Consider the following 19,511-nt stretch of genomic DNA (forward strand, 5'->3'; position numbering starts at 1 on the left):
CAAGCACCAGAGACACCGACCGCAGAGGGCCAAATTTCTATGATTGATGCGCTGATCGCCCAGAGAGTAGATGCGATTCTTGTCAGCGCCAATGATCCGGATGCTTTGGTTCCGATCCTAAGACGTGCCATGGACCGCGGCATTCGGGTTGTAGCATTTGACTCGGCTGTAGCTCCGGCAGGCCGCCATTTATTCTTGAATCAAGCTGATATGGAATTAATCGGCCGCATTCAAGTGCAGATGCTGGCAGAAATGATTGATTATGAAGGCCAAATCGCAGTTTTAAGTGCTACATCAACAATGGCTAATCAGAATATCTGGATTGAGTGGATGAAAGAAGAGCTCAAGTTGCCTGCGTACGAAAAGATGGAGTTGGTTTCGATCGTATACGGCGACGACCTGCGTGAAAAAAGCTATAACGAAGCCCTGGGCTTGTTCAGAGCATATCCTGACCTGAAGGGTATTATCTGTCCGACAACAGTTGGCTTGGCTGCAACAGCCCGTGCTATCGAGGACCAAGGCTTGTCCGGAAAAATTGCTCTGACCGGTTTGGGACTGCCGAGCGAGATGGCAGATTACATCCGCAGCGGCACCAGCGAAGCGATTGCGCTGTGGAACCCAATTGATCTTGGTTATGTTTCCACTTACATGGCCTACGGTCTCCTTACCGGTGCAATTGAAGGAAAAGCCGGTGAGACCGTTAATGTTGGCCGCATGGGCGAGAGAGAAATCGTAACAACTGAAGACGGCGGCCTGGAAGTTATTTTAGGAGCTCCTTTTGTGTTTGATAAAGACAACATCGACGAGTGGTATCAAGTGTACTAAATAAAAATAAAAGAGGGGAAGCGGGTTGATACCCGCTTCCGATTCACTGCATGATTGTTCACAACACTTCATAAAAGGAGAAGGTCTCAGTGGCAGATTATATTCTCGAACTCCGTAATCTAACCAAAAGATTTCCTGGTGTTACAGCACTTAATCAAGTGGAATTTCAACTTAAACCAGGTGAAATCCACGCCTTGGTCGGTGAGAACGGAGCCGGTAAATCTACTTTGATTAAAATAATCACCGGGGTACACCAGCCTGATGAGGGTCAGATTATTCTTAATGGAGAACCGGTTTCTTTTGCAGGTCCGCTTAATGCGCAGCAGGCGGGGATTGCTGCCATCTACCAGGATCCTACTTTTTTTGCTGATTTGAGTATTACTGAAAACGTGTTTATGGGGCATCCGGTACTTTATCCGAAATCGCGCCGCATTAATTGGCCAGCTATGCATAAGACAACCAAAAAGCTTCTGCAGGATCTGCAGCTTGATGTCAGTCCGGATACGCAAATGAGATATTTAAATGTAGCGGAGCGTCAGCTGGTGGAGATTGCGAAAGCGCTGTCAATCGATTCAAAAATCTTAATTATGGATGAACCGACATCAGCCCTGACTATTCAGGAAACTGAGCGGTTATTTAGTATTATTCGCAAATTGCGTGCTGATGGAGCTGCAGTTATTTTTATCTCTCATCGTTTAGAGGAAGTGTTTGATCTTGCGGATCGAGTAACCGTGCTTAGAGACGGCAAGTACATCGGGACCAACAACATTAATGAAGTATCGGTGCAGAAGGTTATTCAAATGATGGTTGGGCGGCCCATGCACGAGATGTACCCAAAAGCAGCTGTGGAACTTGGGGAAGAAATATTCCGAGTTGATGGATTTACCAAGCATGGTGAGTTTTCCAACGTTTCTTTAAGTCTCAGAAAAGGAGAGATTCTCGGCATCGCGGGTTTGGTGGGCGCTGGCAGAACCGAATTGGCCGAAGCTATTTTTGGTATCAGCCGTCCGGATCAGGGGAAAATTTATTTGGGGGGCAAGGAGCTAGCTGTCCGCTCGCCCCATGATGCGCTGAACTGTGGAATTGCCTATCTCCCTGAGGATCGACAGCGCTGCGGTTTGATTGTGCCCATGAATGTCGCATCTAATATTACGATTTCAATTCTCGATAGCTTTAAGTATAAAATACTTAATAAAGCTCGGGAAAGCGATATTGCGAAACGGTTTGTCGATCAATTATATATTCGCACTTCTGGTGTATCGCAGTTGGTGAGGAATCTTTCCGGCGGAAACCAGCAGAAAGTAGTGCTGGCTAAGTGGATGGCTACAAATCCGCATGTTCTGATTTTAGACGAACCGACTAAGGGAATTGATGTCCAGGCTAAAACAGCTGTTTATAATTTAATGAATGATTTGGCTGCGCAGGGATTAGGCATTATTCTGATCTCATCTGAACTGCCCGAGATTATTGGCATGTCCGATCGGATTTTAGTTATGCATGAGGGGCAAATTGCGGCAGAATTTAAGCGGGGTGAAGCTACTCAGGAGCTGATCCTCCAGGCAGCTATCGGCAGAAAACAGCTGGAAGCTGATGTATCATAAGGGGGCTTAGAGATGATACAATTAACATCAGAAAGACGCCGCTTACTTGCGAAAGCAGTTGTCAGGCGGGAAACCAGCCTGATTGTATTTACGCTTTTATTGATAATAGGTGTATCAATTCGCAGCCCACGGTTTTTATCCGCTGCTAATTTTAACGATATCCTGCTTAACGGAGCAATTCTGGCTGTGGTGGCTGTCGGTCAGATGATGGTAGTAATCACCGGTGGAATTGATCTGTCGGTTGGCTCAGGATTAGCTCTTTCGGGAATGCTTGTCGGTTTAATTTATAAACATGGGTATGGGTTAAATCCGCTTCTTGCTCTAATTTTAGGCGGTTTGATCGGTTTAGTGCTGGGCAGCATCAATGGTTTTCTGATCAGCAAAGCTGCTGTTCCCCCCATTATTGCAACCTTAGGAACGATGTCTGTTTATCGGGGGCTGATTTTTATCGCCAGCAAGGGTCAGTGGGTAAGTGCTCATGAAATGCCCAGCAATTTTATTAGGCTGGCGCGGGGACATATCCTCGGTATACCAAATCTGATCTTTATGACCGTGGTCTGCTATGCGATTTTTTATTATTTCCTGACTCATACCAAACCCGGCAGAGAGATTTACGCTGTCGGTGGCAATGCGGAGGCTGCCCGGGTGGTCGGCATTAATGTAGATAGGATTAAGTATCTGGTCTACACGCTGTCAGGCTTATTGTACGGATTATGTGGTGTTTTGTGGGTTTCCCGCTTTGCATCCGCCCAGAGTGACTCAGCAACAGGTTTTGAGTTCTCCACTGTCACTGCAATCGTCATCGGCGGAGTCAGTGTCTTCGGCGGTACGGGCAAAATTACCGGGGTTCTTCTTGGTGCTCTCTTAATCTCAATAGTAGAAAACGCCCTCGCTGTTACTCAGGTATCACCATTTTGGCAGTTGGCAATTCAAGGCTTCATCATTCTGCTGGCCGTGGTCTTGGATGCGGTGATGAAGACCAGAGACAAAAAAGCAGCAGCAAGGGGGCAAGAGGCATGACCAGAATCTTTAGGCATTGGGAATTTATTCTGCTGTTACTGCTGGTAGGAGTCTTTATATTGATGTCCAATCTATCTCCATATTTTCTGGACATCCGCAATCTATTTGACTCTACCCTCCATTTTACTGAGAAGGGTATCATTGCCCTGTGCATGACTTTTATTGTTATCACGGGAAATGTGGACCTGTCTGTAGCTTCCAACATGGCGATGTCAGCAGCGGTGATGGGGATTGCTTACCGCTCAGGAATGGACATTTGGACTGCGGCTGGGCTCTGCCTGCTGGTAGGTGCACTTGGAGGTCTATTTAACGGATTGGTGATCACCAGGTTTAAGCTGCCGGCGATGGTAGTTACATTAGCCACCTTTTCCTTATTCAGGGGCATCGCTTATGTGCTTCTGGGAAATCAGGCGGTCACTGGATATCCTTGGGATTTCGCTGATATCGGCCAGGGGTACTTTGCTGGAACAATGATTCCCAATCAGCTGGTGATTTTTGCGGTTTTGGCGGTTATTTTCGGATTCATTCTCCACAAGACCACCTTTGGACGCTATGTCTATGCCATCGGCAATAACGAAGATGCCTGCCGATATTCCGGAATACCGGTTGATCGCATTAAGCTGATTCTCTTTACGGTCAGCGGGCTTTTGTCTGCTTTTGCGGCCATCTTACTCACGTCAAGAATTTACAGCACCAGACCGAATATTGCTCAAGGATATGAGTTGGAAGTTATTACCGCGGTTGTTTTAGGAGGCGTCAGCATCAATGGTGGTTCCGGATCGATGTTGGGTGTAGTTCTGTCGCTGTTCTTAATTGGGTTCGCCCGCTTTGGGATGAGTCTTTTGAACGTGCCGGCGCAGGTAATGACTGTAATCATCGGCTGTCTGTTGATTTGCGCGATTCTGCTGCCGCGTCTGGTGGACCGGTTAACTCAGAAAACCAGCAAAACTGGATAGGATAGAATATTATCGATTACAGAAACTAAAGGTGAAGCAGGATTATTCATTAAATAATCTAAATGTATTACCATGAATTAGGAACAGTTATTACACTACAGGGAGGTTTTAGCGTGAGTATTGAACTGCGAAAAGATTGTAAATACGCCATGATCGTGCCTACCAGCATGGGAGTTAGAATCACTCCTTTGGATGGACAGCCTGTATATGCAAGCGACAGATACATTATGCATGCGACCAGTGCTGAAACTAATGTAGCTAGTATTTCGTCGTATCTTGGTTTACCTGTAAAGGTATTGACTACATTTGTTAAAGGCAGCCCAATTGCTCAGTTCATTAAGAACAATCTCGCCAGCCGCCATATGGACTATGAAGGTCCTGAGGTAGATCAAGGTGGACCTTGGGGTTACCGGCATCAGTTTAATATTGCTGACAGCGGATATGGTACCCGTGGTCCTAGAGTTCACAATGACCGGGCTGGTGAGGTAGGGCGGACCTTAAATGCCAAAGATTTTGACTTGGACCGCATCTTTGGTGAAGAAGGCGCCCAGATTGTGCATATGTCCGGGTTGATCGCTGCTCTCTCAGAAGAAACCAGCCAGTTCTGCCTGGAAATCGCTCGAGCAGCTAAAAAATACGGTACACGCATCTCTTTTGATCTCAACTACCGCGCTACTTTCTGGAAAGGTCGTGAACAGGAACTGCGCGAGGTGTTTACCGAGATTGCCAGTGTATCTGATATCTTAATTGGGAATGAAGAAGACTACCAGTTGTGCTTAGGAATTGAAGGTCCGGAAGCAGGCGGAAAAGATATAGCTGAGACAATCGATCATTTCAAAGAAATGATTGGTAGAGTTAAGCAAGCATTTCCAAACGCCAGTGTGTTTGCTAACACCCTGCGGGAAGTAGTCAGCGTTAACCACCATCTCTGGGGTGCAATTCTGTTGGAAGGCGATAATTGGCATGTTGTTGAGCCGCGGCCGATCACCGTACTGGACCGCATTGGCGGTGGTGACGGATTTGTCGGAGGCCTGCTCTACTCTATTCTGCGGCAATGGGATCCAGAAAAATGGGTTCAATTTGCCTGGGCTACCGGAGCAATGGCTACAACCTTCTTGACCGACTATGCCCAACCGGTTGACGAGGCGCAGGTGTGGAGTATTTGGGAAGGTAACGCCCGCGTCCAGAGATAAAACAAGCGTAAAATATAATGGAATAACGGTAAATGAGCACCCCAAATGCCGCCTTTGCTCTCTTGGCATTTGGCGGTGCTTTTTTATTGAGATCTGAGGGGGAAGGAAAGAACGCGGGCAGGCAAGAATACTAGAAACAGCTACTAAATGCTTTTAATCAGAGGGATTATCATGAATAAAAATAAGAGAATTATCCTGGTTTTTTCAATCATACCCATCCTGGTGTTAGGTTACTTGGCGTATAAAGGCCTGGAAGGTACAGCCGCTTATTACTATACAATTGAAGAAGCGGTGAACCTGGAGGCGGGCAGCCGGAAAATTCGCATCAAAGGCAGTCTTGTTGCGAACAGTGTAGATTATCAGCCGGAAATACCACTGCTTTCCTTTACAATCAGCCATGGCGAAAACCAGCTCAGCGTCCGGCATAAAGGTGTGCTGCCTAACAACTTGACCCATGCTGATGAAATCATTGTTGAAGGCAGGTTTAATGACGTTGGGGAGTTTGAAGCCAGCAAGCTGATGCTTCAGTGTCCGTCAAAATATGAAGATGGTTCTGGAGGCAGATAGGTGGAGGGCATTTTAGTCGTTGAAAGACTGTGTAAACAGATTGAAGCTAAGGTCATTCTCGATCAGATTTCCTTTACGGCAAAAACCGGCGATTTAATAGTTGTCACCGGGCGTAATGGAGCAGGCAAAACGACGCTGCTGCGGGTTCTTGCCGGTTTAATGCCGAAAACTTCCGGAAAAATCCTGTGGAATCAGGAGGAGAATGGATTAAAGCATTGGAAAATAGGGTATTTATCCCACCTACCCATGCTTTATGAATCCCTGTCGGTTCTAGATAATCTGCGCTTCTTTGCTAAGCTGTACGGCTGCTGGTCATTGGAGCGGGGTAGAGAGCTGCTGACAGAGTTTGGTCTGTGGCCGGAGCGTTATGAGTTAACCGGTGTGCTGTCGCGCGGTATGAAGCAGCGGCTGGCGCTTGCCCGTGCGTTAATTAATGATCCGGATGTAATATTATATGATGAGCCTTTTACCGGTTTGGACAGGGAGGGAACCGCTTTGCTGCAGGGCATCTTAAAGCGGAAGCAGATAAACTCGATCCAGATCCTGGTAGCTCATGATTTAGGTTATGTGAATGGGCTTGACTATCGAATGATGATAATTGAAGGCGGAAAAATGGTTGAAGAAGGGATTACAGGTGTCTGAGTACGGGCGCAGAATTTGGCTGATTTTTCGTAAAGATCTCCGCGTGGAGCTCTTGACTTCACATAATTTTATATCTACAGCTGTCTTTGGTATTATGCTGGTTGTGATTTTCAGCTTTGCATTTCAGCTGACAGATTTCCCGGTTGACAAAGCATTTGGAGCTGTTATTTGGGTCAGCGTTTTCTTTACTTCCACGCTCAGTCTGCAGCGTTTGTTTGGTGTTGAGGAAGAAAACGATGCCCTGAGTGCTCTGCTGTTAGCAGTAGGTGACAGAGGCAGTATTTTTTTGGCTAAAATGCTTGCCAATTTGACTGTGCTGCTCCTTTTGGAAATGATTATCCTTCCGCCTGCTTGGATATTGATAAATGCTCGAATCAATCCCAATCGAATTGGCTTCTTGATAGCAGCGCTTTTTTTGGGCAGCTGGGGCTTGGCTGCTGTGGGGACGGTGGTTAACGCCCTTGCGGTTCAAGTTCCGAATACGCGGCTGCTGTTTCCAATTCTGCTGTTTCCACTGCTGCTGCCAATCCTAATCGGAGGTGTGCTCTGTGTCAGCGCTGCTTTGGATTCAAGTGCGGATTTAATCCCGGGCTGGCTTTATCTAATGCTCTGTTTTGATTTGATTTACACAGTAGTGCCGTTTGTGCTGTTTGATTGGATTCTGGAGGGCTGAAAAGGTGCTGGAAAAGTTGAAAAGGTTGATTTTGCTGCTGTTGGGGATTTTGGTGCCCGGTAATATATATTTGATCTTTGTTTATGCTCCAGAAGAGAAAACGATGGGAGCTGTGCAGAAAGTGTTCTACGCCCATGTGGCGAGTGCGTGGATCGGTATGCTGGCATTTGCGGTGGTATTCTTCTTTAGTATTAGGTATCTGATCACAAGAGAGCGTGCCAGCAGTCAGCTGGCGCTTGCTTCCGCAGAAATCGGCACTGTTTTTATTACCAATGTGCTTTTGACCGGACCGATGTGGGCGAAACCAGTGTGGAACACATGGTGGACATGGGATCCCCGATTAACAACCACTACAGTGATGTGGTTTATGTATCTGGCGTATCTAATTCTCCACAGCGGCGGAGCTAGTGAGAACCGGCGCAGATTGGCAGCAGTGTATGGGATAATCGCATTTATCAATGTACCGATCGTATTCTTTTCAGCCCGATGGTGGCGGTCAATTCATCCTGTGGTGATTACCGCAGCGGAAACCGGGCTGTCAGACCTTATGAAGATCACTCTGCTCTTCACATTGGGGACGTTTACCTTAATCTATCTTTACTTTTTGGCGTTAAGATTTCGCAGTCTCAGACTGGAAGAGCGGATTAACAACCTAAAGGGGGGCGGGCGGTGACTTATTTGGCTGCGGCTTACTCAATTGTGTGGTTATTAATGTTAGGATACACGGTGTTTCTGCACCGACATCAGGATAAGTTGGAGAAGCGGCTGGCAGTATTGGAGGAAACAAAGATAGAAAAATAGTTGAAAAAAAGACTGCTGCCTTAATTGGCAGCAGTCTCTATTTGACGCCATCAATGCGGTAGCAGGCGACAATCTCGCCAAAATAAAGTGTGTGGTAATCGGGATACCAGCGTTCTTGAACTGCAGCATCTAAGAAGGCTGGATCCATAGTCTGTTTATACACGGTTTTGCATTCGAAGTGGAGTTCGCACTGAGCGATAACGGGAGTGCTGATCACTTGCCCGGGAACAGCGGTTATGCCTGCGGATTGAAACTTATCCACATCCCGCCCGGAGTGGGTGCCGCAGAATCTAAGTTGAGCGCTGAGATCCGCTTCGAGCGGCACGCTTACGGTGAATTCACCTGCACTGTCAATCAGATCATATGTATAGCGGGAACGCCTTACCGGTACGATGAAGATCGGCTTTGCCCAAAAATGAGTGATGCCTCCCCAGCCGATGGTCATGGTATTGAGACTGGATTGGTTTTGCGCTGTAAGGAATACGCCGCCTTTGGCTAATTTTTGGTAGACAATTTCAAGATAATCGGTAATCTGAACATCCTGATACATCGAATCACCTCGGTTTTGTTATGAACTACTTCACTCTTCGACACGGTCCGGGTATTCCCTTTGTGCGATAAAGCATTATAGTTATATTATAGGAAGGAGTCGGTAGCATGGCTGAGTTTTTTCTGGGTATCACACTTCCGGATGATATCAATAAAGAAGTGGAGGCTTGGAGGAGGCGCTTTAAGGCTCCTAAAACACCGCCGCATATAACCTTGATTCCGCCATTTCGCTGGGATTTGGATGAACGAAAACTGAGAAAAGTGCTGCAGGAGACTGCGATTCGCCATCAGGTCTTTGAGCTCTCCTGCAGGGGTATTGGCCATTTTGGCAGATCTGTGATCTTTATTGATATCGAGGAGAACCAAGCTTTGTTTGGTCTGCAGCGGGATTTGAGCGGAGTCCTCGAACATTTCGGCATTAAACCGGAACGCCGCCGCTATCATCCTCATCTTACTTTAGCGACTCGTTTAAGGGGAGATAAATATGATTTGTACCTGGAGCAATTAATGGGTTATAATCCTAAATATAGTTTTGACTGCCGTAGTGTTGCAGTATTTACTTTGGTCACAGCAAATAACTTAAAGCAGTGGCAGCAGGTCTATGCGCTGCCGCTGAAGGAGTAGAGTATGATGAATCAGCAGCGGCTTAAAGCAATCAATCAGTTAGTTTTGGCTTCGGTGCTGTGGAGCAGCGCTGGAGTGTTGATCAAGTCCATCAACCTAAATACGATGGCATTGAGCAGCGCCAGAGCGGGTATTGCGGTTTTAGTGCTGTTTATCTATCTGCGGCGCAGGTTTACGCTTACGAAATATCATCTGCTGGGTGCCCTTACTTACGCAGCGAATTCGTTTTTATTTGTAGCTGCGAATAAGCTGACCACATCGGCCAACGCTATCCTGCTGCAGTTCACTGCTCCGATCTGGGTGGCACTGTTTGCGGTATGGTTTTTGAAGGAGAGGGTTCGCCGCTCAGATTGGGTTTCGGTTGCAGTGGTAACTATAGGTATGGTATTATTCTTTATCGGTGATTTGGAAGTCGGCCATTTATTCGGAAATATTCTGGCAGTAATCTCAGGTATTGCTATGGCGGGCTTCGTAATTGTTGCTAAACTTGATCCTGATCGAGATCCTGCTGAGTATGTACTGCTGGGAAACTTAGTCAATTTTCTGATTGGGCTGCCCTTTTTAGCAGGTTCTGCCGGTGGCATCGATTTAAATGGCGGACTCCTGCTTTTAGTCCTGGGTATCTTCCAACTGGGGCTGCCATATATTTTGTACACAAAAGCCATACCAGTTGTTTCGTCTTTAGAAGCTATTCTGATTACGATTTTAGAACCGCTCTTGAATCCGGTGTGGGTCGCAATTGTTACAGGCGAAAAGCCGGGTATTTGGGCTGTAATTGGCGGATTGATAGTTTTATCCACAGTGATAATTCGCGGCGTTTACCAGGCCAAAAACGCAGATAGAGACAGCTCGGCCAATTAATTTAGTTTCGAAAAGAGGAAAATAAAGATTTGCGGCGAACTATACATGAACACAAAGGACAGTGTTATTGTGAAATCCGCACATTCCGGCTGGGTGCGGTACGCGGCAGCTGGTCCTCTGGAACAGCTGCTGAGGCTGGTTTAGTTAATATTGTTATGGCTTGGTTAACGGACTGTAGAGATTAGAAAAAACGCATCTTTTTGGCCTTATTTTTACTGATCTTACAAAAAAATCATCTTTTCTTGAAGGAAATCTGCAAAAGAGAGAGAATAGTTACCGAAAGACTTTATGCTAGGAGACTTTTTATTTTTTGAAGGGGGGATGTAAACCGTTATATTTAGCGGTCTATTTTTAGGTAGGATTGATAACTAATGGATGATGACTGAAAATGAAGTATGAAAATAATGCTTGAAAGGGTGACATGTTGGTGAGTCGTAGATTAAGCCTTTTATTGGCAGTAGTAATGTTGTTTAGTTTCACGATCGGCGCCTCTGCACAGCGCACAGGCACATGGGTGGATGAGGTAATTTTTGTAGAAGAGGCTAACGTTTCAACAGCTATCTCTCGTTTGCAAGCAGGTGACATTGACATTTGGGCAAACTCTTCATCTGACGTCACTGCTTACAATACAGTTCAGGTAGACCCTGCGCTGGATTATTACATTTCTTACGGTTCCTACACTGAAGTTACATACAACACTGTAGGACCAGAGTTCAATGATGGTAGACTCAACCCGTTTGGCAATCGGAAGATCCGCGAAGCAACCAACTGGTTGTTTGACCGCGATTATATTGCTCAAGAACTCTACAGCGGTTTAGCTGTACCGAAGTATACCCTGCTGAACAGCTCTTTTGTTGACTATTCTCGCGTTGTTGAGAAAGTTCGCGAACTCGAGCTGAAATATGCATATGACTTCGAAAGAGGAAAACAAGTCATTCATGAAGAAATGCACAAGATGGGTGCCGACTTAGTGAATGGCGTTTGGCACTACAAACAAGAACCAGTTGAACTTATCATCCTTGCCCGTAACGAAGACGAAAGATCTCGTCTTGGTGACTACATGGGTGAACAGTTCGAAAAAGTTGGTTTTAAAGTTAGAGTTGAGCACAGAAGTGGTACCGAATTATCTCCAATCTGGATGATGGGCGATCCGGCACTTGGTGAATGGCATGCTTACACCGGCGGATGGTTGTCACCGGTTGTATACCGCGACCAAGGTCATATCTTCAACCAAATGTACACTAGAAGAAGTATGACTCAGCCGAGATGGCAAGCTCTTGAGCCGATTCCAGAGCTGGATGAGATTTCCGATAAGCTCTATCGGAGAGAATTCAACACATTGGAAGAAAGAAAAGCTCTCTACGAACGCGCACTGGAATTGGCATTTGAAGATTCCCCATGTGTGTTCATCGTAGATAAGGTTTCCTTCACACCGATTCGCGCTGGTATCAGTGTTGCATCTGACTTAGCTGGTTATGTTGCTGGTACAGATCTGTGGGCACCGACCCTGCGCCGCGGTGAAGAAATCGGCGGTACTGTAAACATCGCGCTGCCGCAAGTATTGGTTGAACCTTGGAACCCGGTTGGCGGCTCCAACTGGACCATGGACTTAATGCCGATGAGAGCTACTTTCGACCGCGGTCTCATGGTTGACCCGTTCACTGGTAACTACTGGCCGCACAGAATCGAAAGAGCAGAAGTTACTGTTAAAGAAGGACTCCCTGTTACTAAGACTCTTGACTGGGTAACTCTGGATTTCGAAGAAGAAATCGTTGTACCTGGCGATGCTTGGGCAGAGTGGGATCCTGTCGAAGGACGCTTCATCACAGTTGCTGAGAAATGGCCGGAAGGCGTAACTGCTTTACGGAAGTCCGTAATGTACTACACTGACCTTAACAAGGTTAAATGGCATGACGGCAGTGACTGGAGTATCGTTGACATTCTGCTTCCGTTCATCTTTGACGGATTTGATCGCGGAATGGAAGAAAGCCCACTGTTTGACAGATCAGCAGTATCCGGTTTAGAAACTATGCTCAAGTCCTTCCGCGGCTTGAAGATTATTTCTACCGATCCGCTTGTATATGAGTACTACTCTGACTCCTGGTCACTGGATGCTGAGCACAACATCTCTGACCTGTTCGCTGTTCAGTATAACTATGGTAAACAGCCATGGCACACACTGGCTATCGGTATGCTGGCTGAGCTGAATGAAGAGTTAGCGTTCACAGCTACCAAGGCTAATGACCTGGAAGTTGAATGGTTAGGCTATCAAGCTGGTCCGAGTATCCGGATCCTGGCTAAGTGGTTAGATTACGCTATCGAAAACAACTGGATTCCGTATGAAGATTTCTTGAGTGATTACATCACTGAAGAAGAAATTCAAGAGCGCTATGCTAACCTCAAGGCTTGGTATCAAGATAAGCGCCACTTCTGGGTTGGCGATGGTCCGATGATGCTCGAGCGGGCATTCCCAACAGAAAAAATGGTTCACTTAGTACGCTTTGAAGACTACTCCGAACCAGTTGGTAAGTGGTCCATGTTCGAAGAGCCAGCTATCGCTGAAATTGAAGTAAGCGGTCCGGCACGTGTATCTGCTGGTCAAGTAGCTACAATTAACGTTGACATTACCTTCAAGGGTGAAGCTTATCGCGCTGAAGACCTGCAGCAAGTCAAATACTTAGTATTAGACTCTTCCGGCAAGGTTGCATTCAGCGGCGAAGGCGACATCGTTGCTGACGGTAAAGCAGTAATCACCCTCACCGGTGACGAAACTGCTCAACTGCCAGTTGGCTCCAACACCGTTGAAGTAATCGTTATGCCTAAACTGGTTGGCGGCGCAAGTCTGGATCAGCATACATTTGTAACCCTGCCGTAAACCACAATTGTTTACAACAATTGAATTTAAGACGGGGACGTGGTGTCCACGATCCCCGTCTTTTAATGATTTATTGAACGCTAGGATTGGGAGGTTTAGTTATGCTTAATATGGCTGTTGAGAAAGCACAAACAGCCGCCGGCCGTTCGTCGGAACGGATGCGAAACCTCAGCAGATTACTGCGGTACATTCTTGTCCGCGGTATTGTGCTGTTAATCACTGTTACAATTGGAATCTATCTTACGATTATTATTGCTAACGGTGGCGGCTATGTAGACGATATGCGCAAAGCACAGATTAAAGAATCTGTTTCGATGCAGATGCAGGGAAACGAAGCGATGCGAGACATGAGTAAAGCGGAGCGCGATGCCTTTTATGAAAGGGAAGTAGCGCTTGAGATTGAGAAGCTGGGATTGGATAGACCTTTCTGGCAGAGAGCCCATGAGTATTTATGGAATGGTATGACATTGAACTTTGGACGGGCGGATTATCTGCTAAGTGACTCCGGCTCATCTGAAGTGCGCAATATTCTTGGAGAAAGATTGTTCCCAACACTGCTGTTGATGGCTTCGGGACAGCTACTGCTGTTCTTTGTCAGCATTACTTTTGCTTTGTTTTTATCTCGGCGGTATGGAAGTCCCCTTGATAAGCTTGTTGTCGCTATGGCACCGATGTCAGCAGCACCGGCATGGTTCTTTGGTATCTTTTTGATATTAATATTTGCAGCATTTCTGGGTTGGCTGCCTTTCGGCGGACTGGTATCAGCTCCACCACCGAAAGAACCACTGGCTTATGCTTTAAGTGTGCTCAAACACTTGATTCTGCCAGTATCAGCAATTGTTGTCAGCTCAGTGTTTTTGACATCATACCATTGGCGTACATTTTTCCTGATTTACTCTAGTGAAGACTATGTAGATATGGCAAAAGCAAAAGGATTGTCATCTTCACAGATCGAACGCCGTTATGTACTGCGTCCAACACTGCCAACTATTATTACGAGCTTTGCTCTGACATTAATTAGTTTGTGGACTGGTGCTATTGTATTAGAGACTGTCTTTAATTGGCCTGGTATTGGACGGTTGACCCAAGAAGCAATTAATATGTTTGATACACCGGTTTTAGTGGCGGTTACTGTTCTTTATGCTTATTTATTAGCCATTACCGTGTTTCTTTTAGATATCATCTATGCCATAGTTGACCCAAGAGTTAAGCTAGGAGCGGAGGGGAATAGATCATGAGTGGGTTGAGGAATGCATTTAATGAAATCAGACGCTATCCTTCTGCTGTTGCTGGTCTGGTCATTATCGCATTGCTGTTTGTTTTCGCGGCGTATGCCCTCATTAAGATTCCGCCTGCAGAAGCCATTAGGCTTTGGAAAGGCGAGGGTCAAATTTGGCGGCAGGTGCCTCGCAACGCTAAACCTGCTTGGTTAAACTATTTTTACAAAGAAAAACAGCCTTTAACCACTAAGGTAAGCAGTATAGATAATCCGGAACTTAAGACCGCTGTTGATTTAGGCAGCGGCATTGCAACGCAGGATTTTGTGTTCGAATTTGATTATCAGTACGATGGTTTTCCATCAGAGATTAGTCTTTTCTTCATTTCGAAGTTTACCTCGGCAAGACCATACGCGACTGTTAAGTGGGTTACACCTGACGGTCGTGAGATTAAGCTCGCTGACTTGACGGTCAGTTCTGCTGATAACGCTTATGTAATCAGCCAGGACAGTAATGTTACTAGAGCTCTTGGCGGCGTAAGACCTGACAGAGGTTTATTTGCTGATCCAAATGATCCCAGTAAGGTATTAAAAGGGACATACCAGCTGGTTGTCGAAGGATTAGTCTTCGAAGAGAACTCGACAATGGAGGCCGAACTGGTTGTTTACGGTAAACTCCATGGCCTCGCTGGAACTGACCACCGCCGCAGGGATATTATGGTTGCGCTGATGTGGGGTGCACCTGTTGCCCTGTCCTTTGGTCTGTTAGCAGCTGTAGGTTCATCTCTGGCAACTATGATGTTGGCGGCTTTTGGTGTATGGTTTGGCGGTCTGATTGACAGTTTGATCCGCAGGATCAACGAGATCGTTATGATCTTGCCGCTTCTGCCGATCTTGATTATGGTGGGAATGTTTTATTCCCGAAGTATTTGGACGATGCTGGGTGTAACAATTCTGCTGGGAATCTTCGGTTCGTCGATCCTGTCGTACCGCTCAATGTTCCTGCAGGTTAAGGCGTCCGGGTATATTGATGCAGCCCGCGCCTATGGGGCCAGCAACTTCAGGATCATTTTCCGGTATTTGATTCCGAAAGTAATTCCGGTTCTGATTCCCGGATTTGTAACCCAAATTCCGTCCTTTGTATTCTTGGAAGCGACATTGGCAGTATTAGGCCTTGGTGATCCTCACCTGCCGACATGGGGTAAACTGCTCAACGACGCATATTCTGAAGGAGCACTGTTTACAGGACACTACTATTGGGTATTAGAACCAGCCGTGCTGCTTGTCATCACAGGGTTAGGATTCGCAATGGTTGGCTTTGCGCTTGACCGGATCTTTAACCCACGGCTGAGGGGGTTATAATTATGAGTAGGATTCTTTTAGAAGTAAATAATCTAAAGCTGTATTTCAAAACTACAAAAGGCCCCGTGCAAGCTGTAGATAATGTGAGTTTTACCCTAGAAGAAGGTAAAACATTAGCAATAGTTGGGGAGTCTGGCTGCGGCAAGACTTCCCTTAACAAGGCGATTTTACGCCTGCTGCCCCGCAATATTTTAGAATACAGCGGGGAGATTATCTTTGAAGGTGTCGATCTGATGAAGTACAGCGATGAGCAGTTCCGCAAGGAGATTCGCTGGAAGCAGATCGCTATGGTACCGCAGGCAGCGATGAACTCGCTGAATCCAGTTATGCGGATCGAGGATCAGATTACTGAACCTCTCTTTATCCATGAACGGGGTATGACTAAAGAAGATGCTATAAAAAGAGCCGCTGAGGTATTTCAAGTTGTTGGATTGCCTCTCGACTTCATGAAACGCTATCCATTTGAGCTCAGTGGTGGAATGAGACAGAGGGCTACCATTGCCATGGCATTGGTCACCAATCCAAAGCTGGTGCTCTTGGATGAGCCTTCATCCGCATTAGACTTGCTGACACAGGCAAACTTGATGAACGTATTAAAGAAAATTAAGCATGAATTTGGCACAACATTTATCCTAATTACACATGATATCGGTACCGCCAGTGAACTAGCTGATGAGGTTGCTGTAATGTACGCTGGTGAAATGGTAGAAAAATGTCACGCTGAGTATTTCTACACTGAAGCGAGACATCCATACTCACGCAAACTCATGAGCAGTGTACCCACACTGCGTGAAGATAAAGAACTTGTGTTTATCCCTGGGCAGCCGCCTTCATTGATTAACCCCCCTAAGGGATGCAGATTTTATGACCGCTGCGACCAGCGCTTCGAAAAATGCTTACAGCACCCTGATAGCATTGAGCTGGAGCATGGTCAGCAGGTTAAATGTTGGCTGTATTCAGATGGGATCGAGGTGAAGAAGAATGCCTAATCTGGCTGTGAAATCTCAGCAGAGCCCTCAGAAAAAAATGCCGATTCTTAAGGTGGAGAATCTGCACACCTGGTTTGAGATCAGACGACTTGGTTTTTTCAAAGCAGGTGATGTGCGAGCTTTAGACGGAGTCAGCTTCGAGCTGTATCAAGGCGAAACAGTTTCGATTGTTGGAGAGAGTGGCTGTGGAAAAAGTACACTGGCCAAAACAATTTTGGGTTTGAACCAACCGACTAAAGGTAAGATGTACTTTGACGGCAAGGATATGAGCGAGTTTACGAAAGAGGATATTAAGAAATATCACTCTGACGTTGGCTATGTTCAGCAGGATCCTTATGGTGCACTGCCGCCGTTTATGACCGTTCGCAGAATTCTCGAAGAACCGATGCTGATTAACGGCATTACTGATAAAGCTGAACGAGAAGCGCGGATTAAAGAAGTGCTGGAAGAGGTAAAGTTAGCTCCGATTGAGGACTTTTTACCGAAGTTTCCACATATGCTCAGTGGAGGACAGCAGCAGAGATTGGTTATTGCTAGAGCGATGATTCTCCATCCAAGAATGCTGATCGCAGACGAACCTGTGTCCATGCTTGACGCATCGGTTCGGGTTGAGATTCTGCAGCTGCTGCGCGGCCTGCAGAAAAAACACAACCTGGCAATTATCTATATTACCCACGACTTATCGACTGTAAGATATTTCTCAGAACGTATATTTACTATGTATGGAGCAAAAATTATAGAAAAGTCTTCTACTGATAAATTGCTGGAAAACCCACTGCATCCTTATACCCAGGCTTTATTTAAAGCCACATCGGATCCGGATGCAGAGAACTTGAAGTCTTTCAAAGAGGTACCGACAGGTGAGCCTCCAAGTCTGATGAACCCACCGAAAGGATGCCGCTTCCATCCTCGCTGTTCAAAGATGATCAAAGGCAAATGCGATCAGTTTGAACCGCCTGAAATCAAAGTCAACGGGGAGCAGATGGTTGCCTGTTGGCTGTATGAAAAGAATAAGTAAGCCATGAGAAAAGATCTCCGCTGGATTTTAATTGGCGGGAGCATGTTGATAGCGGGATGGCTGATTATTCTCGGTGCGGTTGTTGGCATCATTCCGTCAATTGTGTGGTTAGCTTTTGCAGCTTATGCTCTGTCTTTGACAGGCTTTGTAGTCGGCATAATTGGCGTTATTATGTATGTGCGGTTTGGAGCGAGGAAGTAAGCTCAGATAAGCTGATAGAGGTTAAAACACACCATTATTGGTGTGTTTTAACCATTTAGCCTGCCTGGTTTTGTCCTGATCCGCCCGCGCAGATGAATTTTGAGGAGGTATATGTATGGCTCGACTCCCAGAATATATTGGACCAGCAGCTTTAGGTATCAAAATGGGTGTTATTGTACCCGGGATGGACCTGACAGCTGAGATTACCGCCTGTGTTAAACGCTGTGCTGAAGATGACTTAATCGACAATGGCGATATTCTCTGTATTACAGAATCGATTGTTGCACGCTGTCAGAATAACTTTGTGACTTTGGATCAGATTGCTGAAGAAATCAAGCAGAAGCTTAAGCTGAAACCGTCGAGCTCAGTTGGTGTTGTTTTTCCGATTTTAAGCCGCAATCGCTTTGCATTAATCCTGCAGGCGATCGCTAGAGCTGTACCCCAAGGTCGGGTTGTTGTGCAGCTTTCCTGGCCAACCGATGAGGTCGGCAATCAGGCAGTGCCCGGTAATGTCACCGCAGAACTAGGTAAATCTTACTATGATAAAATTACTGAAGCTGAGCTTGCCGGTTATAATTTACAGCATCCTGTTACTAAGGTGGATTACATCCGTCTGTATCGGGAAACCATTGAGTCGGAAGGTGCGCAGGCGGAAATTTTTCTGGCTAATGATCCAGCAGCAATCGCAGAATACACCTTGGATGGTGTGATTGCAGCAGATGTACACGGCCGGGAGCAGACCAAGAAAGCATTAAGCAGAGTTGTTTCTAACTTGATTACCCTCCAGGATATCTGTTCTGACAGCAGCAGCGAAGCGTGGTCAGAATGGGGACTTTTAGGAAGCAATATGTCTGCAGGAGATAAACTGAAACTTGCTCCGCGTGCTGGTCTAGAGTTTGCGCTTAAGCTTCAGGCTGAGGTAAAAAAGGCGGTTGGCAAACACGTGGAAGTGATTATTTATGGTGACGGAGCCTATAAAGATCCGAGCACGGGTATATACGAGCTGGCGGATCCACTTCCGGTCTTTGGAGCTACCTCTGGATTTGAAGGAGTAATGCGTGAGGGGATCAAGTATAAGTATATAGCTGATATGGGATATGAAGAAGGTAAAACCATTGCCGAAATCGAAGCGGAATTAGAGGAGCTCAAGCAGAGGGAGCATGAGCAGACTGACAATGCAGCAGAGGGAACTACACCGCGGCGATTAGCTGATGTAACCGCCAGTCTGGCTGATTTGGTCAGCGGTTCTGCTGATGCCGGCACCCCCTTGGTGCTGGTTAAAGGTTTTCTCAGCCCCGAAAAAGATCAGGGCTGAATAGCGCTGCAGGTTGGGCACGCAGTTGATCCGGTTCCGTTACAGAAGGGACAGTCGGCGTAGGCATTTTCTGGCCCAAGGCCTTCGGTGCAGCCGCATTCTACAAACAGTGTACCGCTGCAGGCTGAACAAGTATTGTCGGTTGTTCCCGGCTGTGGCTGATTTTGTTCAATCGGTTTAAGATCGTTCACAGCAGTTTCCCCCTTATCAGTGTTTGTATTAG

At 46.4% G+C, this 19,511-nt stretch carries 21 protein-coding genes; 19 read left to right on the forward strand and 2 right to left on the reverse strand.

Annotation, left to right across the window (positions count from 1 at the left end; genetic code table 11):
• The 10 genes from rhaS to GX019_11155 all read left to right on the forward strand — a co-directional run.
• Positions 1-825 (forward strand): rhamnose ABC transporter substrate-binding protein (rhaS, locus tag GX019_11110; GenBank protein ID HHT37705.1); only part of this gene is annotated, 825 nt, incomplete at its 5' end.
• An 89-nt stretch (positions 826-914) separates the two neighbouring features.
• Entirely contained in the window at positions 915-2,426 is a 1,512-nt protein-coding gene (locus GX019_11115) for a sugar ABC transporter ATP-binding protein (GenBank protein ID HHT37706.1), read from the forward strand.
• Positions 2,427-2,438: 12 nt separating this feature from the next.
• Positions 2,439-3,446 (forward strand): ABC transporter permease, encoded by a 1,008-nt coding sequence (locus GX019_11120; GenBank protein ID HHT37707.1) that lies wholly within the window; start codon positions 2,439-2,441, stop codon positions 3,444-3,446.
• Positions 3,443-4,402: an ABC transporter permease gene (locus tag GX019_11125; protein ID HHT37708.1), complete on the forward strand. Its 960-nt coding sequence runs from the start codon at positions 3,443-3,445 to the stop codon at positions 4,400-4,402. Before GX019_11120 ends, GX019_11125 begins: the two co-directional genes overlap by 4 nt.
• Before the next feature lie 62 nt (positions 4,403-4,464).
• On the forward strand, positions 4,465-5,595 hold the full coding sequence (locus GX019_11130; protein ID HHT37709.1) for a sugar kinase: 1,131 nt from the start codon (positions 4,465-4,467) through the stop codon (positions 5,593-5,595).
• A gap of 171 nt (positions 5,596-5,766) precedes the next feature.
• A complete protein-coding gene (locus GX019_11135; GenBank protein ID HHT37710.1) occupies positions 5,767-6,162 on the forward strand; it encodes a cytochrome c maturation protein CcmE in 396 nt (131 codons plus the stop codon).
• Positions 6,163-6,804, forward strand: coding sequence for a heme ABC exporter ATP-binding protein CcmA (ccmA, locus tag GX019_11140; protein ID HHT37711.1), 642 nt, complete (start codon positions 6,163-6,165; stop codon positions 6,802-6,804). It begins immediately after the preceding gene.
• Positions 6,779-7,477 carry an ABC transporter permease gene (locus GX019_11145; GenBank protein ID HHT37712.1) on the forward strand — a complete coding sequence of 233 codons (699 nt, stop codon included), beginning with the start codon at positions 6,779-6,781 and terminating at the stop codon, positions 7,475-7,477. Before ccmA ends, GX019_11145 begins: the two co-directional genes overlap by 26 nt.
• 4 nt (positions 7,478-7,481) lie before the next feature.
• Positions 7,482-8,150 (forward strand): cytochrome c biogenesis protein CcsA, encoded by a 669-nt coding sequence (gene ccsA / locus GX019_11150; protein ID HHT37713.1) that lies wholly within the window; start codon positions 7,482-7,484, stop codon positions 8,148-8,150.
• Positions 8,147-8,278, forward strand: coding sequence for a CcmD family protein (locus tag GX019_11155; GenBank protein ID HHT37714.1), 132 nt, complete (start codon positions 8,147-8,149; stop codon positions 8,276-8,278). Before ccsA ends, GX019_11155 begins: the two co-directional genes overlap by 4 nt.
• A gap of 37 nt (positions 8,279-8,315) precedes the next feature.
• On the opposite strand, the gene GX019_11160 is transcribed toward GX019_11155, so the two are convergent.
• The gene (locus tag GX019_11160) at positions 8,316-8,828 is read right to left on the reverse strand and encodes a flavin reductase family protein (protein ID HHT37715.1); all 513 of its coding nucleotides are present in this window, start codon (positions 8,826-8,828) and stop codon (positions 8,316-8,318) included.
• Between the two features lie 107 nt (positions 8,829-8,935).
• Here GX019_11160 and GX019_11165 point away from each other — a divergent pair, with 107 nt between their 5' ends.
• The 9 genes from GX019_11165 (at position 8,936) to GX019_11205 (ending at position 19,288) form a co-directional block, all read left to right on the forward strand.
• A complete protein-coding gene (locus GX019_11165) occupies positions 8,936-9,451 on the forward strand; it encodes a 2'-5' RNA ligase family protein (protein HHT37716.1) in 516 nt (171 codons plus the stop codon).
• A 6-nt stretch (positions 9,452-9,457) separates the two neighbouring features.
• Entirely contained in the window at positions 9,458-10,312 is an 855-nt protein-coding gene (locus tag GX019_11170) for an EamA family transporter (protein HHT37717.1), read from the forward strand.
• A gap of 427 nt (positions 10,313-10,739) precedes the next feature.
• Positions 10,740-13,187 (forward strand): ABC transporter substrate-binding protein, encoded by a 2,448-nt coding sequence (locus GX019_11175; GenBank protein HHT37718.1) that lies wholly within the window; start codon positions 10,740-10,742, stop codon positions 13,185-13,187.
• 158 nt (positions 13,188-13,345) lie between these two features.
• Entirely contained in the window at positions 13,346-14,425 is a 1,080-nt protein-coding gene (locus GX019_11180; GenBank protein ID HHT37719.1) for an ABC transporter permease, read from the forward strand.
• A complete protein-coding gene (locus tag GX019_11185; protein HHT37720.1) occupies positions 14,422-15,765 on the forward strand; it encodes an ABC transporter permease in 1,344 nt (447 codons plus the stop codon). Before GX019_11180 ends, GX019_11185 begins: the two co-directional genes overlap by 4 nt.
• A 2-nt stretch (positions 15,766-15,767) precedes the next feature.
• Positions 15,768-16,754 (forward strand): ABC transporter ATP-binding protein, encoded by a 987-nt coding sequence (locus GX019_11190; protein ID HHT37721.1) that lies wholly within the window; start codon positions 15,768-15,770, stop codon positions 16,752-16,754.
• On the forward strand, positions 16,747-17,772 hold the full coding sequence (locus tag GX019_11195; GenBank protein ID HHT37722.1) for an ABC transporter ATP-binding protein: 1,026 nt from the start codon (positions 16,747-16,749) through the stop codon (positions 17,770-17,772). Before GX019_11190 ends, GX019_11195 begins: the two co-directional genes overlap by 8 nt.
• Before the next feature lie 3 nt (positions 17,773-17,775).
• A complete protein-coding gene (locus GX019_11200; protein HHT37723.1) occupies positions 17,776-17,973 on the forward strand; it encodes a hypothetical protein in 198 nt (65 codons plus the stop codon).
• Positions 17,974-18,088: 115 nt separating this feature from the next.
• Positions 18,089-19,288, forward strand: a complete 1,200-nt coding sequence (locus tag GX019_11205) for a hypothetical protein (GenBank protein ID HHT37724.1) — start codon at positions 18,089-18,091, stop codon at positions 19,286-19,288.
• Here the strand turns inward: GX019_11205 and GX019_11210 are convergent.
• Positions 19,279-19,479 (reverse strand): hypothetical protein, encoded by a 201-nt coding sequence (locus GX019_11210; protein HHT37725.1) that lies wholly within the window; start codon positions 19,477-19,479, stop codon positions 19,279-19,281. The genes GX019_11205 and GX019_11210 overlap by 10 nt on opposite strands.
• Positions 19,480-19,511: the final 32 nt, after the last annotated feature.

The sequence above is a fragment of the Bacillota bacterium genome (assembly GCA_012837335.1).
GTDB lineage: Bacteria > Bacillota > Limnochordia > Darwinibacteriales > DTU012 > DTU012.